Origin of the sequence: Desulfovibrio sp. (assembly GCF_018379785.1) — a bacterium.
GTDB lineage: Bacteria > Desulfobacterota > Desulfovibrionia > Desulfovibrionales > Desulfovibrionaceae > Desulfovibrio.
The window spans coordinates 1-13879 of record NZ_JAGZUV010000080.1 but is presented as its reverse complement, the minus strand read 5'-3'; the positions used below and the strand labels follow the sequence as shown (position 1 = coordinate 13879).

Genomic DNA, 13879 nt, shown 5'->3' with positions numbered 1-13879 from the left:
TGACGCGGGCGCGCCGGAGGCAGCGGACGCGCCCGGCGTCAAACCGGTGACCCCGGCCAGCAGGCTGAGATTGCCGCCGGAGGCCACTGTGGAGGATTTGGAGGTGCGGTAGTCCTGGGTATAGGTGGACTTGGAGCTGGAGGAGAACAGGCCGCCCTTGCCGGACTCGGCCTTGACAAAGGAGCTGAACGTATCCTGCACGGCCACCACGGACAGATTGCCGCCCGCCGCGAGTTGGGCGTCGCCGCCCGCGCCCACCTGGGAACCGGCCACGGTCATGTCCCGCCCGGCGGTCATGTTCAGGTTGCCGCCCGCCGCCACAGTGGAGCCGGTGTGGGTGACGCGGTGCTCCCAACTGCGTGAGCCGCCGTCAAGGTGAAACTCCTCGGTAACGGTGCCCACAGTCATGTCCCGGCCCGCGGCCAGGGTCACGTCGCCGCCCGCGCTGAGCGTGGAGCCCCGGATGGCCAGGTCGTTGCCCGCCACGGCCGTCACAGTGCCCGTGGCCTCGATGCGGCCTTGGGCCAGCACATGCTGGTGGGCGGCATTGCCCGCGTCGGGGCGGGTCAGGGTTTGCGAGACAATGTCGCCCCCGGCCTTCAGGCTGATGTCCCCGCCCTGGATGAAGCTTGATGTAGACGTTTTTGGCCTGCACGCCGCCGCCGGGCGCGATGTCCTGCTGGGTGGCCGAGGCCAGGTAGAGGTGGGGCACAAGCACCTTCCGGCCCATGTGCTCTTCTTCTTCCAGCCAGATGATGTCCTGGGTCAGGGCCGCCACCTGGGTCGGGGTGAGGGCCACGCCGACGCTGAGATCAAGCCCCTGGGCCTGGGCCGCCGCCGCGTCCATGAGCCCGCGCATCTGGTCCGCGTCCGAACTGTAGCCGTTGAGGAAGCGCTGGCCCGTGGCGGCCAGAATCTGCTGCTGCACAAGGCGCGTCTCATAAAAGGCGTCGCCCAGCAGGACCACCTGCTGGCGGTCCTGGTCCAGGCCGATGCGGCTCAGGAAATAATCCGAACCGTAAAAAAGGCCCATATTCGTGAACATGGGGTTGGTTTCAATGAGGTAACGATGGCCCGGCGACGTGGACGGGCGGAACATGGGACTGCCCGCAAAAGGATAGCCCGCGCTCTCCGAATTGCCGTTGGGCAGCGAAATGCCCTGGCGGTCGCTGTAATTGTTGAAGGTATCCGACGACCGGGGAACGCCCGATCTCTTCGTAGGTTTCATTGTAGGACCGGAAATATTCGCCGGTGAAGTCATCATCGGAGTCCCAGCCCTTCATGGTTTCCTTGACCGTGCGCGTCCGTTGCAGCACGGCGTCCTTGTTGTCGACGTTGGTCGCCTTGACGGCGAGATTATTTCCGGCGGCAATGGTGCTGTAGTGGTTTTCAAGCAGGTCCGCGCTGATGAGAATGTCTCCGCCCGCAAGCATCTGGGCGGACGGCGAATCCTTCAGGATGTAGTCTTCATAGACGTTGACGTAATACCACAGTTGCCTTCTGTCGCAACCGTGACCGAGCAACGGCTTGTTGCATTCATACCATTCGTTGTATGAAATGTGCTTGCCTCGTTCCGCCACTTCAAATTCGCGTTTTTTGTTTTCCACGGTTTTTGCGCTGATGGAAAGCTCGTTCCCGGCGGAGATCGTGCCCGAGAGATTGCGCACGGCGTTCTCTCCCTTGCCGTCGGCGTCGGCGATCAGAATGTCGCGCCCGGCGTAAATTTCGCCGCCGTCGTTGAGCAGCAGGCCGGATGTGTACAGGCGCTGGTCCCGCGCCGCGTACAGGACGCCGCTCATATTGCTCAGGCTTTCGCCGGAATATTCAAGGTCCTGCCCGGCCGCCAGAAACGCGCCGTTCAGGGTTACATCCGTGCCGCGCAGGGTCAGGTCATTGCCGGAAGAAAGGCTGCTTTGAACGTCAAAGAGGGCTTTTCCCACATCCAGAAGCAAGTCGGAACCGGCGCTCAGGCTTGCGTCGTTCAGCTCCGCTTGGGCCACCCGAAAGGCCAGATCCGTGACGGCTTCCGCCTTGGATTTTTCCGTCAGTTTCACGTGCTCCAGGTCCAGCCCCACGCGTCCGCCCTGTACCAGGGTGTTCAGAAGGGCGAGCTCCCCGCCGGAGAGCACGACGTCGCCCCGGCCCGCAATGGTTGAAGAGGCGGCATTGGCCGTGGCGGCCGCGATGGTGATCGATCCGCCGGACAGGACTTTGGCCCGCTTTGCCTCCACTGTGCCGGCGGCGATAGTTGTGTTGCCGTCTTTTGTCAGACCGCCGGAACTGTCCACCCCGGACGCCGCCTGCGCGTCTTCGCCGAGAACCAGGGTATTGGCTTTGATCGACAGATTGCCGCCCGCATAAAGTCCGGAGGATTTTTCCGGTTCCGGCTCGGGCGTCGGGCCTGTCAGGCCCGACGCCGGTGCGGAAGCCGCACCGGCGGTTACGCTTCCGGCCTGTTTTTTGGCCTTGCGGGCTTCATATTGCGGTTCAAACACGCCCTTTTCCAGGCGCAGGTTGTCAGCCGTCACCGTCAGGTCGCGCGCCGCCGTGACGGCGGCTCCGGTTAGTTCGATATCCCCCTTGCCGGCCAGCACCGCGTCGCCGCCCGAGACGGCCTCGCGCAGGCGCAGCTTGCCGTCGGCGGTGATCACCATCTGGTCCGCGCTCTGCACCGTGCCTTCCAGGTTCACGCCCACGCCCTTTTCCGTGGCGATCAGGGTGATGCGGTTGGCGTACATGCCGCCCAGGGCCGAGGAGTCAATGCCCACTTCCGGTTTTTCCTCGGCGGCGGCGGGCGTAGCGGAGGGATTGCCGGGATCAGCCGGGGCAGGGGAGGGATCGGCCAGGGGCGTCACTGTGCCGTCGGCGGCCACGCTGTTTTTGCCCGTGACCACGGCCAGACTGCTGGCGCGCACCTGGGCCTCCACATGGGCCGTGCGCGCCAGCAGGGTAAAGGCGTCGGTGTTGTCAGCGTTGATGCCCGCGCCTTCAATGCGGATGTCGCCCTGGCGCACCTCATAGCCGCGCAACGCGCCGCCGGGGTCCACCTGCGGCTTGCCCGTGGTGATGGTGGCGCGCGGCACGTTGATGAAGCCGCCGCCGTTGACCGTCACGCCGTTGGGATTGGCCAGAATCACGTCCGCCGCCCGGCCGTTGACTTCGATATAGCCTTCAATGCGCGAACGGTTGGCGCTGGTCACCTCGTTGAGGATGGTGCGCGCCTCGGCCCCACGGTTGCCGTGGAAGTTGGGATTGCCCGCCAGAATGCCGCCGAGCTGCGAATTGGCGGCCCCGCTGCTGTTGTTCAGGATCAGGCCCTGCTGGTGGACGTTGAAATCATGGTACTGGTTGTGCGACAGCCCGGAGCCGTTGGCCGCCGTGATATTGACCACCGGCACGCCGTTGGGCGCGGTCTCCATGCTCGGGCGCTTGTTGGCCGCCGCGTTGGGGTCCGGCGTCACACCGGCGGCCCGGACGTTGGCTCCCAGTACGGGCAAAAGGATCAACTGCGCCGTAAGCACGGCGCACAGCAGGACATTGCGCGCTTCCCCTTTCCTCTTCATGATTCCCTCCCTTGAGCCCGGCAAAACGCGCTCCTTGCTGAGCGCTTACGTCCCGCGCGCCGGAATCGGGGGCCGACGCGGCGGAAGATTGTGTGTCAAAACGTGTATCGCAGGGTCAGATACCAGACGTCGTCCCGCTCCTTGACGTAATCCGGCGCGCCCAGCGGGTGCGACCAGGCCGCCTGCACCGAAAAATCCCCGCTGGTGCGCAGCCCCAGCGCCATGCCGTGCATTTCGCCCCATTCGTAGGGATCTTTGCCGTCACGGGCGATGCCGCCGTAATCATAGGCCGCGAAAAGCCGCACCTGGCCGAGAGGCGCTTTTTTGAGCGGGCCCAGCCATTTCTCCGGCACGGTCCAGGCCAGCTCATTGCGCACGTAACCGCCGCAATCCCCGCCCACGGGCGTCTCCTTGAAGCCGCGCACCGTGTAGGAAGAGCCCAGGTATAAGCGCTCGGAACCGTACATGGTCTGTTCGCTGGTCTGCCCGTATGCCGACAGCGACCAGGCCCACTGCTGTTCGCCCACGTTGAACGGGCGGTACCAGCCCAGCGTGCCCGTGGTTTTGCTGAAATTGGTGTGCGGCGTGGTGGAACCGACGGGGCCGGGCACGCTCCAGGACATGGTGGGCAGGCCCCAGATTTGCTCGGCCTGGAGGGTCAGCACGCCGCCCAGCATCCGGCGCACGTAGCTCGCGGCCAGGCCGCTGGTGGTCAGGCGGTAGCTGCTGGAGACCAGGCGCACGTCCTCAAAGCGGTTGACCACGTCCCGGTACTGAATGAATGTTCCCAGCGAAAGTTTGCTCGCCGCGTCGCGCCAGATCACCCTGTCCAGGGCCAGGCGGGCCGCCGTGGTGGTGCCGCTGCTGGTGTAGGCCTGATTCAGGCCGTAAATCTGCGTGCTGTAATTGAAACGGCTGACGCTGCCGCTCAGCAGCCAGTAGCCGAACGGCACGGAAAACAGGCCGGAAATGCTGTCGCTGTATCCCTCCCAGGGATTGCCGAACTGCCCGGCAATGCGCGGCATGGAACTTGTCCAGTACAGGGCGAACTGGTCGTTGCAGCCCAGGAAGTTGTCTTTTTCAAAACCGAGGGTGTACTCGGTAAGGCCTGTGGTTTCCTGCCCCAGGTTGTCCACCCCGGCGGAAAGCCGCCAGGTGCGCTTCTGCACGTTGTTGATCAGTACCCGGCTGGAGCCCGCTTCCGCGCCGGGTTCAATGCGCATGGTGGCGTTGTTGGAGGGCAGGCGGTTGAGCTGGTCCAGGCCCTGCTCGATATCGCGCAATTGCAGCACCGAACCCTTGACGCCGGGAAAGATGGTCAGAAACTGTTTGGGCTGCATGGTGGAGGCCGCGTCCGGCCCCACGCTCTCCACCCGGCCCTCGATAATCTTGATGACCAGCACGCCCCGGCTGAGATCCTGCGGGCCCAGAACCGCCCGGGAGGTGACGTAGCCGCGCTCCACATAGGCGTTGGTCAGGCTTTGCAGCACCGCGTTGATGCCGTCCAGGTTTAGGCACTGGCCCTCATACGGGGACACCAGTTTGCGCGTTTGCGTGTCAGACAGCAGGCGCGCGCCCTCCACCCGGATGGAGCGTATCGTCACGCAGGGACCACCGGGACGCAATGTCTCGGTTCCTTTGGGCGCGCTCTCCGTTTCCGGCGGCGGCGTCAGCAATTGCCGACGCTGCCGGGCCTCCTGTTCACGCAGGCGCTGCTCATACGGCTGGGCCGCGCGGGCGGGCAGATCAAACGGCGCAACGGGTCCGGCGGCCTGGGTAGCTGATGCCGGGAAAAGCCGCGACGCCAGAGCTGCCAAAACAGCTGCGGCAAGCAGAATTTTATTCATGAGTATATATAGGAAGGTGAAAAATAAAAGTAAATATAAATAAATTTATTTTAATTATAACGTATTGATTCTGTTCGGCAGCAGGGCAAATTACTTAGTAATTTTTTTTAGTCCCAAAGAGGGCCGGGGAACGCCTTCCCGCCCGGGCGGGAAAGGTTTGTAAAAACTGGTTGCAATCATATCCGATTGTTAACCGTGCATCAGGCTCAGCCCTCATCAAAACGCCGTCCGGGAAAAGCTGAATTTTTTTCGGGCAGTAAGGCGCAAAGAAAAAATCGGGCGACGCTGTATTGAACATACCGCGAGGTCAATTTCTTTTTTGCAACGCGGCCGCACGGAAAAAGGCGATTTTGCAGCAGGCGCTTTTAATGAGGGCTGAGCCTAAGCTGTAGAGGATTGGCTTGCGCCGCAGTGAACATGCCAAGAGAACCGGCGAAAAGCTGCCGGAAGTGGCCCTTCTCGGGGAGGCGTCGCGTGCGTCCGCATCAGGCGGGAGAAATAAAAAAGACACGGCGCGGCCGTCTCATGGCGGCGCCGTGGGGCGGAAAAAACCGGAGGGCCGGATAGTGCCATGTGACCTTTACGCGTTACACGGTACTAGCTCTTGAGATGGCTCTGGGGCGTCATGCGCTCCTTGGACAGAGAGGCCAGATCGCTTTCCTGGGCCAGATTGCGGTTCCAGGCGCGGATGGCCGCTCCCTGAGAAACCGACCACTGCTGCGAAGTCTGGCCGCAGGCGCAGACCACGCGCCAGACTTCCTGCCGACGGCCCGGCGGCAACATGGATTCCAGATGGGCATTGGTGCCCCCGCAGGCGAGACAGGGCCGGATAGTATGCGGATCAAGCTCTTTCATGCCGGGACAATAGCAGTTTTGCCCCGGTTCCACAAGGGCGCGCTCCCGCCTCGGGACGCCGCGCGCTGACGCTTTGCTGACGCCTGCCGGGACAGAGTGTTTTCGCGGGCGGCAACGGGTGTTGCCGAGAAGCAAGCCCGCGATGCAGGAGGAAACTATGCGTTATCTGCTTTTTCTGGCGCTGGCGGTCATGCTGGCGGCTCCAGTATATGCCGCCGAAACGGCGGCCCCGGCCCTGCCCGGCGGCGGCTTTCAGGGCCCCGGCGGGACCGTGGGCACGGACACCGTTGCCAAGGCCCTGACTGCCCCCAACAAAACTCCGGTGGTGCTGACCGGGCATGTTGTGGAGCGCGTGGCCGGCAAGGACGACAAATACCTGTTTCAGGACGAAAGCGGCAAAATCATGGTGGAGATCGACCACAAGGTTTTCGCCGGGAGGGACATCACTCCCGAGAGCAACGTGCGTCTGTTCGGCAAGCTGAAGAAGTATCCCAACAAGCCGTTGCGGGTGGACGTGAAGGTGCTGCAACTGTTGCAGTAGGCTCTTGCCTCGCCCACAATATACTCAAAACATATACTGTAACATCTGGAGGAAAAAATGCGTTATCTGCTTACTTTCGTCATGCTGGCCGTGCTGGCCGTCCCCGCTTACGCGGCATTTGAAGGCCCCAATTCCGGCGGCCAGAGCATGGGCGGCTTCCAGGGCCCCACCGGCGGCGTGCAGGCCGATACGGTGAAAAAGGCACAGAGTTCCTGGGACGACGCGCCCGTGGTGCTCACCGGCAACATTGTGGAGCGCCTGGCCGGCAGCGACGACAAATATCTGTTCAAGGACGCCACGGGTCAGATCATCGTGGATATCGACCACGAGATTTTCGCGGGCCGTACCGTGACCCCGCAGACCAAGGTGCGCCTTTCCGGCAAAGTGGACAAGGACATGATGGAACCGGTCAAGATTGACGTGAAGGTTCTGGAAATTCTGAAGTAAAGTATTTCAACGTTGAAATTGTGCCCAATTTCAACGTGAATCTGTTCTAGGGCAAAGTAAATCTGCTCTAAAAGAACGGCGGAACGCGGGGCGGGCTTATCCCGCCCCGGTTTTGCCCGGAGTATGTCCATGCGTGTACTGGCATTGCTGCTTTTCATCCTGTGCGCCGCCGTTCCCTCGCACGCCGCCGGTTTTGAGGGGCCGGGCGTCTCGCCCACGGTGACCCGGGCCGCGGATGTGCTGGACGCCCAGGACGATGCCCCTTGCGTGCTGGAAGGGCATATTTTGGAAAAAATCCCCTTCCGTAAAAACAGATATCTGTTCGGTGACGGAAGCGGCCGCGTGGTGGTGGAGATCGAGAACGACATTTTCGGCCACCTCACGATCACGCCGCGCGAACGGGTGCGTCTCATGGGCCATGTGAATTGGAGCCGCAAGCGTTCCAATGAAGTGGAAGTGGACGCTCTGGCTCTCATCGACTAAACTGACGACCTAACTTCGCCGCAGGTGCGTCATGCCCGTCTCCCTTCTGCTCATTGAAGACAATGAGGACATCCTGGCCAATCTCTATGCCTACCTGGAACCCCTGGGCTATGAGCTGGATTGCGCCCGTCACGGCCGGACCGGCCTGAGCATGGCCCTGAAGGGACGCTTTGACTGCATTGTACTGGACGTCATGCTGCCCGGACTGGACGGCGTGAGCCTGTGCCGGAATCTGCGCGAGGAACACCATTCCGCTGTGCCCGTGCTGATGCTCACGGCGCGCGACACCGTGGCCGACCGGGTGCGCGGCCTGGAGGCCGGGGCCGATGATTATCTGGTCAAGCCTTTTGCCCTCAAGGAGCTTGAGGCCCGCATCCGGGCCCTGCTGCGGCGGGGCCGCCTGAACGCCGTGAGCGGGGGGGCGGCGGCGGAAGCGGGTGTCTGGACCTTTGCCGATCTCAGCCTGAACAATGCCGAGCACAGGGCCGTGCGCCAGGGGCGTGAACTGCGTCTGAGCCCTTCGGGCTTCCGCATCCTGGCCGAATTGATCCGCGTGGCCCCGGCTCTGGTCCGGCGCGAGACCCTGGAACATCTGCTCTGGGGCGACGAAGCGCCGGAAGGCAGCGCGTTGCGCACCCATATCCATGAGCTGCGGCGCGAGCTGGACAAGCCCTTTGCCGTGCCCCTGCTGCAAACCGTGCCGCATGTGGGCTACCGCCTGAGTCTCGCCAGGGAGACGGAGGCGTGAGACAGAGGGCCAGCATCCGTCGGCGCATGCTGGCGGCCTTTGTGCTGCTGGCGCTGGGCATGAGCCTGACGCTGGGCCTGGTGGGCCTGTTTTCCTATGACCGCCTGGGCGAATATCTGGTGAGCTGGCACGCCCGGCCCGTCATGGAGGCGCTTATCGAAGCCGAACGGCGCGCCTGGGAAGCCGAAGACCGGGGCCGCCGCAACCTCTATTACGGCGAGGATCTGGCAGCGGCCATGCACTGGCGTTTTCTGGTGGGCAAGCAGATTCCCCCGGCCTGGGAGGAATTGCCCGACGGCCTGCATTTCTTCAAACAGATGGAGGAATTTGTCCTCCTGGTCCGACGCAACGGCGTGGCTTACGCCCTGAGCGGCCGGACCGGCGCGTTTCAGGCCCTGAAGGCCCGTCTGGGCGGGTTGCTGTTGCTCTGCGCCGCTGCCGGGCTGGCCGTGGCCGTTCTGCTGGCCGTGCTGCTTTCCCGCAGGCTCACCCGTCCGCTCAGCCGCCTGACCGGCGCGGTGGAAAGCCGCGATCCTCGGGAGCCCGCCGCGGTCACGCCCGTGCCGCCGGATCTTCTGGGCCTGGAGGACGAGGTGGGCGTGCTGGCCCGCGCTCTGGCCGCGCGGGAGGCGGATTTGCAGCGTTTCGTGCGGCGGGAGAGTTTTTTCACCGGCGACGTAAGCCATGAACTGCGCACGCCGCTCACAGTCATGCAGGGCGGTCTGGAAATTCTTGAACTGCGCCTGGCTGCACTGTCCGAGGCGTCAGGCAACGCGGAACTCATGGCCGTGGTGGAGCGGCTTTCGCGCACCACGGCGCGCATGTCCGCCACGGTGCGCACGCTCTTGCTGCTGGCCCGGCGGCCCGAGGATCTTGAACGCGGCCCTCTGGAGCTCAGCGAACAGCTGCGGGGCCTGATCCGGGGGGGCGAGCGCGGCGGGCTGCTGCGTTTGGCCGGGCCGGAAAAGGGCGGGGGCGAGCGGGGGAATGCGTCCCTGCCTGTGGATGCCGGTCCGGCGCTGCTTTACGCGGATGTGGCGGACGGCGTCCAGGCCGTGGGCCAGAAGGAACTGGCGGCCATTGTATTCAAGAATTTGCTGGACAATGCCTGCCGCTATACGGAGAATGGCCGCGTTTATCTGCGTTTGACGCCGGAAATGCTGGAGGTCCGCAACAGCGGGCGCATTCCCGGAGATTTGGATATTTTCGCGCGCGGCGTGCGCGGCCCGCAAGCGGACTGCGCCGGTGATCCGGCCCGGTCCGGACACGAGCGCGCCGCCGGTTCGGCGGGCAGCGGCCTGGGGCTCTCCCTGGCCTTGCGGGCCTGTGAGCATCTGGGCTGGCGGCTGGAGCGGGACAGGGCCGCGCCAAAGGGAGAAAGCGTGTTTCGCGTGCTTTTTCCGCTGTTGCGCGCTGAAGAAGGAGACAGAGAGTGAAGGCATGGGCTCAACGCACTACGGGCCGCCGTCGCATATACATCTGGCTGGCGCTGGCCCTGGCGGCCGCGCTGATCATCTGGCGCCTGTTTTTCACGGGCGGCGGCGCCCGGCCCGGCATGAGCATGGACGCGCCGCCGGTGCGCGTGGCCACGGCTCTGGCCCAGAACGTGCCGCATTTTCTCAACGGCCTGGGCACGGTGATTCCTTCCAGTGACGTGCTGGTCAAAAGCCGGGTGGACGGGCAATTGGTCCGCCTGCACTTTCAGGAAGGGCAGCGCGTGAAGGCAGGGGATTTGCTGGCGGAAATCGACCCCCGGCCCTTCCAGGCCGCGTTGGACGAGGCCCAGGGAAATCTCGCCAAGGACCAGGCCCAGTTGGACAATGCCCGCCGCGACCTGGCGCGCTATGCCAAACTGGCCAAGGGCGACTTTATCGCGGCCCAGCAGTACGAGACCCAGCGTGCCCTGGTGCGCCAGTATGAAGGCACGGTGGAGGCGGACAAAGCCGCGGTGGATTCGGCCCGCCTGCAACTGGACTACAGCCGGATCACCGCGCCCGTGGGCGGACGGCTGGGCCTGCGCAACGTGGACGAGGGCAATCAGATCAAGAGCTCGGACAGCGACGGCCTGGTGCGCATCACCGAGGTCAGCCCCTGCGACGTGCTGTTCACGTTGCCCGAGAGCCAGGTGCCCCTGGTGGCGCGGGCCCTGCGCGAGCGGGAGGAAAACCCGTCTCTGCCGCCCCTGCCCGTGCAGGCCTGGGACAGGGAGCAGAAACATCTGCTGGCCGTGGGCAGCCTGCTGTCCCTGGACAACCAGATCGACGCGGCCACGGGCACGGTCAAGCTCAAGGCCCGTTTTCCCAATCAGGACGGCGCGCTCTATCCCAACCAGTTCGTCAATGCCCGGCTGATGGTCCGGATGCTCACGGACGCCGTGACCATTCCGGCTTCGGCGGTGCAACTGGGCTCGCGCGGCTCGTATGTCTATGTGGTGAGCAAGGACGACAAGGGCGACGAAATCGCCCATGTGCGCGAGGTGACGCCGGGCATCAGCACGGACCGGCTCACGGTCATCGACAAGGGCCTGAAGGCCGGGGAAGTGGTGGTGGTGGACGGCCTGGACCGCCTGCGCGACGGCATCACGGTCAAGGTGGCGGCGACCGTGGAGACGCCGAAGGCGGAAGCCGTGGAGTAGTCTCCGGCTGCCGCTGATCAGTTTTTAGGGGGTTGTCACACGGGTGACGTTTTGTGTGCCCTGCGGCACGGCTTTTTTCGCCACGCTGTGGCTTGGGCCGCCTATCGTTGCTGTCTTTATCCGTATGGCTCGCAAGCTCGCCTACGGATAAAGACAGCAACGATAGGCGGCCCAAACGCCGGGAGGCGTAAAACCCCTGTGCCCGAAGGGCAAAGAAAATATTGTCCGAGTGACAAGCCCCGTTCCCCTTGGGGACGCGGCAAGGTGCCTATACCATGAACCTCTCCCGCATCTTCATTCTCCGTCCCATCGCCACCTCCCTGTTGATGGTGGCCCTGCTGCTCTCGGGCCTGCTGGCCTACCGTTCTCTGCCGGTGGCGGCCCTGCCGCAGATCGACTACCCCACCATTCAGGTGCAGACCCTCTATCCCGGCGCGTCGCCGGACGTCATCGCGGCGGTGGTCACGGCCCCGCTGGAACGCCAGTTCGGGATCATGCCCGGCCTGGTGCAGATGAGTTCCCTGTCCTCGGCCGGGGCCTCGGTCATCACCCTGCAATTCGACCTTTCCATCGCCCTGGACGTGGCCGAGCAGGAAGTGCAGGCGGCCATCAACGCGGCGGACAACCTGCTGCCCAACGACTTGCCCAATCCGCCGGTCTACAACAAGGTCAATCCGGCGGACCCGCCCATCGTCACCCTGGCCGTGACCAGCGACGCCATGCCCCTGACCCGCCTGGAAGACCTGGTGGACACCCGTCTGGCCCAGAAGATTTCGCAACTGCCCGGCGTGGGCCTGGTCACGCTGTCCGGCGGGCAGCGCCCGGCCGTGCGCGTGCAGGTCAATCCCAAGGCCCTGGCCGGGGCGGGCCTGACCCTGGCCGACGTGCGCTCGGCCATTGCCTCGGCCAACGTCAACGACGCCAAGGGCAGTTTTGACGGGCCGGAGCGGGCCAGCACCATTGACGCCAACGACCAGCTCTCCTCGGCGCAGGAATATGCCCGGACCATCATCGGTTACAAGGACGGCGCGCCGCTGCGCCTCAAGGATGTGGCCGACGTGCTGGAAGGCGCGGAAAACGCGCGCCTGGCCGCCTATGTGGCCTCGGCGGGCGCGGACGGCAAAGACGCCTTTCGCCCGGCCATAGTGCTCTCGGTGCAGCGCCAGCCCGGAGCCAACGTCATCAACGTGGCCGACAGCGTGACCCGCCTGCTGCCCGTGCTGCAACAGACCCTGCCCGGCAATGTGGAAGTGCGCGTGGTTACGGACCGCACCACCACCATCCGCGCCACGGTGCACGACGTGCAGCTGGAACTGCTCCTGGCCGTGGCCCTGGTCATCTGGGTCATCTGGCTCTTCCTGCGCAATGTGGAGGCCACCATCATCCCGGCCCTGGCCGTGCCGCTTTCCCTGGTGGGTTCGCTGGGCGTCATGTATCTGGCCGGATTTTCCCTGAACAATCTCACTCTCATGGCCCTGGTCATCGCCACCGGCTTTGTGGTGGACGATGCCATTGTGGTCATTGAAAACATTTCCCGCTACCTGGAGCAGGGCGAGCGGCCCCTGCAGGCCGCGCTCAAGGGCGCGGGCCAGATCGGCTTCACCATCATTTCCCTGACCATCTCCCTGGTGGCCGTGCTCATTCCGCTGTTGTTCATGGGCGACGTGGCCGGGCGGCTGTTCCGCGAATTCGCCGTGACCCTGGCCGTGACCATATTGATCTCGGCGGTGATCTCCCTCACGCTCACGCCCATGCTCTGCGCGGTCATGCTCCGGCCCGAGCGCCACGCCAAGGAAAAGGAGGCGGGCCGTTTCTTCAGCCGCCTGCTTCTCTGGTACGAGCACAGGCTGGACTGGGTCTTCGCCCATCAGCGCCTGACCCTGGGCGTGGCCCTGGGCACCCTGGCGCTCACGGTCGTGCTGTACATCGTGGTGCCCAAGGGCTTCTTCCCGGTGCAGGACACGGGCGTGATCCAGGGCATTGCCGAGGCCCCGCAGGACACGTCCTTCACGGCCATGGCCGAGCGCCAGCGCCAACTGGCGGATCTGATCCTGCAGGACCCGGCCGTGGAAAGCGTGGTTTTTTTCGTGGGCGTGGACGGCATCAACCAGAGCCTGGGCACTTCGCGCCTGACCGTGGAACTCAAGCCCCTGTCCGAACGCGACGCCCGCGCTCCGGCCATTGCCAAGCGCCTCATGGAGCGGGCCGCGAGCCTGCCGGGGCTGACCCTCTACATGCAGCCCGTGCAGGATCTGACCATTGAGGATCGCGTCTCGCGCACCCAGTACCAGTTCACTGTTGAAGCCCTGAGCCGCGAGCAGTTGCAGGAATGGGTGCCGCGCGTGGTGCGGGCATTGTCCGAGCGGCCCGAACTGGAACGCGTGACCAGCGACCTTCAGAAGCCGGGGCGCATGGCCTGGCTGAACATCAACCGCGACGCGGCCGGGCGGCTGGGCATCAGCATGTCGGACATCGACAACGCCCTGTACGACGCTCTGGGCCAGCGCCTGATTTCCACCATCTTCACCCAGACCAACCAGTACAAGGTGGTGCTGGAAGTGGCCCCGCGCTTCCGTCTGGGCCCGGCCGCCATTGAGAATATCCACGTGCGCGGCTCCACGGGCGATCCCGTGCCCCTGACCAGCATCGCCACTCTGGAGGAACGCCCGGCCCAGCTGTCCGTGGCGCGCCAGGGTCAGTTCCCGGTGGCCAGCATCTCCTACAACGTGGCCCATGACTCCTCGCTGAGCGCGGCCGTGA

General features: G+C 64.4%; 12 protein-coding genes and 1 pseudogene. 8 read left to right on the top strand and 5 right to left on the bottom strand.

The window, feature by feature from the left end:
- Together KH208_RS13610 and KH208_RS15565 are read right to left on the bottom strand one after the other, a co-directional pair.
- On the bottom strand, positions 1-402 hold a 402-nt coding region (locus KH208_RS13610), incomplete at its 3' end, for a hemagglutinin repeat-containing protein (RefSeq protein ID WP_291437187.1).
- A gap of 192 nt (positions 403-594) precedes the next feature.
- A pseudogene (locus KH208_RS15565) lies at positions 595-714 on the bottom strand (hypothetical protein); the annotation flags it as partial.
- A 14-nt stretch (positions 715-728) separates the two neighbouring features.
- Between KH208_RS15565 and KH208_RS15560 the strand changes: the two are divergent.
- Positions 729-881 carry a hypothetical protein gene (locus KH208_RS15560; protein WP_367114966.1) on the top strand — a complete coding sequence of 51 codons (153 nt, stop codon included), beginning with the start codon at positions 729-731 and terminating at the stop codon, positions 879-881.
- Positions 882-1055: 174 nt separating this feature from the next.
- Here KH208_RS15560 and KH208_RS13600 read toward each other — a convergent pair whose 3' ends face one another.
- The 3 genes from KH208_RS13600 to KH208_RS13590 form a co-directional block, all read right to left on the bottom strand.
- Positions 1056-3563, bottom strand: a complete 2508-nt coding sequence (locus tag KH208_RS13600; protein ID WP_291437184.1) for a filamentous hemagglutinin N-terminal domain-containing protein — start codon at positions 3561-3563, stop codon at positions 1056-1058.
- A 95-nt stretch (positions 3564-3658) separates the two neighbouring features.
- Complete coding sequence (locus KH208_RS13595) at positions 3659-5380, bottom strand: ShlB/FhaC/HecB family hemolysin secretion/activation protein (protein WP_291437182.1); 1722 nt, start codon at positions 5378-5380, stop codon at positions 3659-3661.
- Between the two features lie 627 nt (positions 5381-6007).
- Entirely contained in the window at positions 6008-6298 is a 291-nt protein-coding gene (locus tag KH208_RS13590) for a hypothetical protein (RefSeq protein WP_291437180.1), read from the bottom strand.
- Positions 6299-6422: 124 nt separating this feature from the next.
- Here KH208_RS13590 and KH208_RS13585 point away from each other — a divergent pair, with 124 nt between their 5' ends.
- The 7 genes from KH208_RS13585 to KH208_RS13555 form a co-directional block, all read left to right on the top strand.
- A complete protein-coding gene (locus KH208_RS13585; protein WP_291437178.1) occupies positions 6423-6806 on the top strand; it encodes a NirD/YgiW/YdeI family stress tolerance protein in 384 nt (127 codons plus the stop codon).
- 57 nt (positions 6807-6863) lie between these two features.
- The gene (locus KH208_RS13580) at positions 6864-7253 is read left to right on the top strand and encodes a NirD/YgiW/YdeI family stress tolerance protein (protein WP_009301916.1); all 390 of its coding nucleotides are present in this window, start codon (positions 6864-6866) and stop codon (positions 7251-7253) included.
- 129 nt (positions 7254-7382) lie between these two features.
- Positions 7383-7736, top strand: a complete 354-nt coding sequence (locus KH208_RS13575) for a NirD/YgiW/YdeI family stress tolerance protein (protein ID WP_291437176.1) — start codon at positions 7383-7385, stop codon at positions 7734-7736.
- A 31-nt stretch (positions 7737-7767) separates the two neighbouring features.
- A complete protein-coding gene (locus KH208_RS13570) occupies positions 7768-8484 on the top strand; it encodes a response regulator transcription factor (RefSeq protein WP_291437174.1) in 717 nt (238 codons plus the stop codon).
- Positions 8481-9920 (top strand): HAMP domain-containing sensor histidine kinase, encoded by a 1440-nt coding sequence (locus KH208_RS13565; protein WP_291437172.1) that lies wholly within the window; start codon positions 8481-8483, stop codon positions 9918-9920. Before KH208_RS13570 ends, KH208_RS13565 begins: the two co-directional genes overlap by 4 nt.
- Complete coding sequence (locus KH208_RS13560; RefSeq protein ID WP_291437171.1) at positions 9917-11119, top strand: MdtA/MuxA family multidrug efflux RND transporter periplasmic adaptor subunit; 1203 nt, start codon at positions 9917-9919, stop codon at positions 11117-11119. Before KH208_RS13565 ends, KH208_RS13560 begins: the two co-directional genes overlap by 4 nt.
- Before the next feature lie 275 nt (positions 11120-11394).
- On the top strand, positions 11395-13879 hold a 2485-nt coding region (locus KH208_RS13555; RefSeq protein ID WP_291437169.1), incomplete at its 3' end, for an efflux RND transporter permease subunit.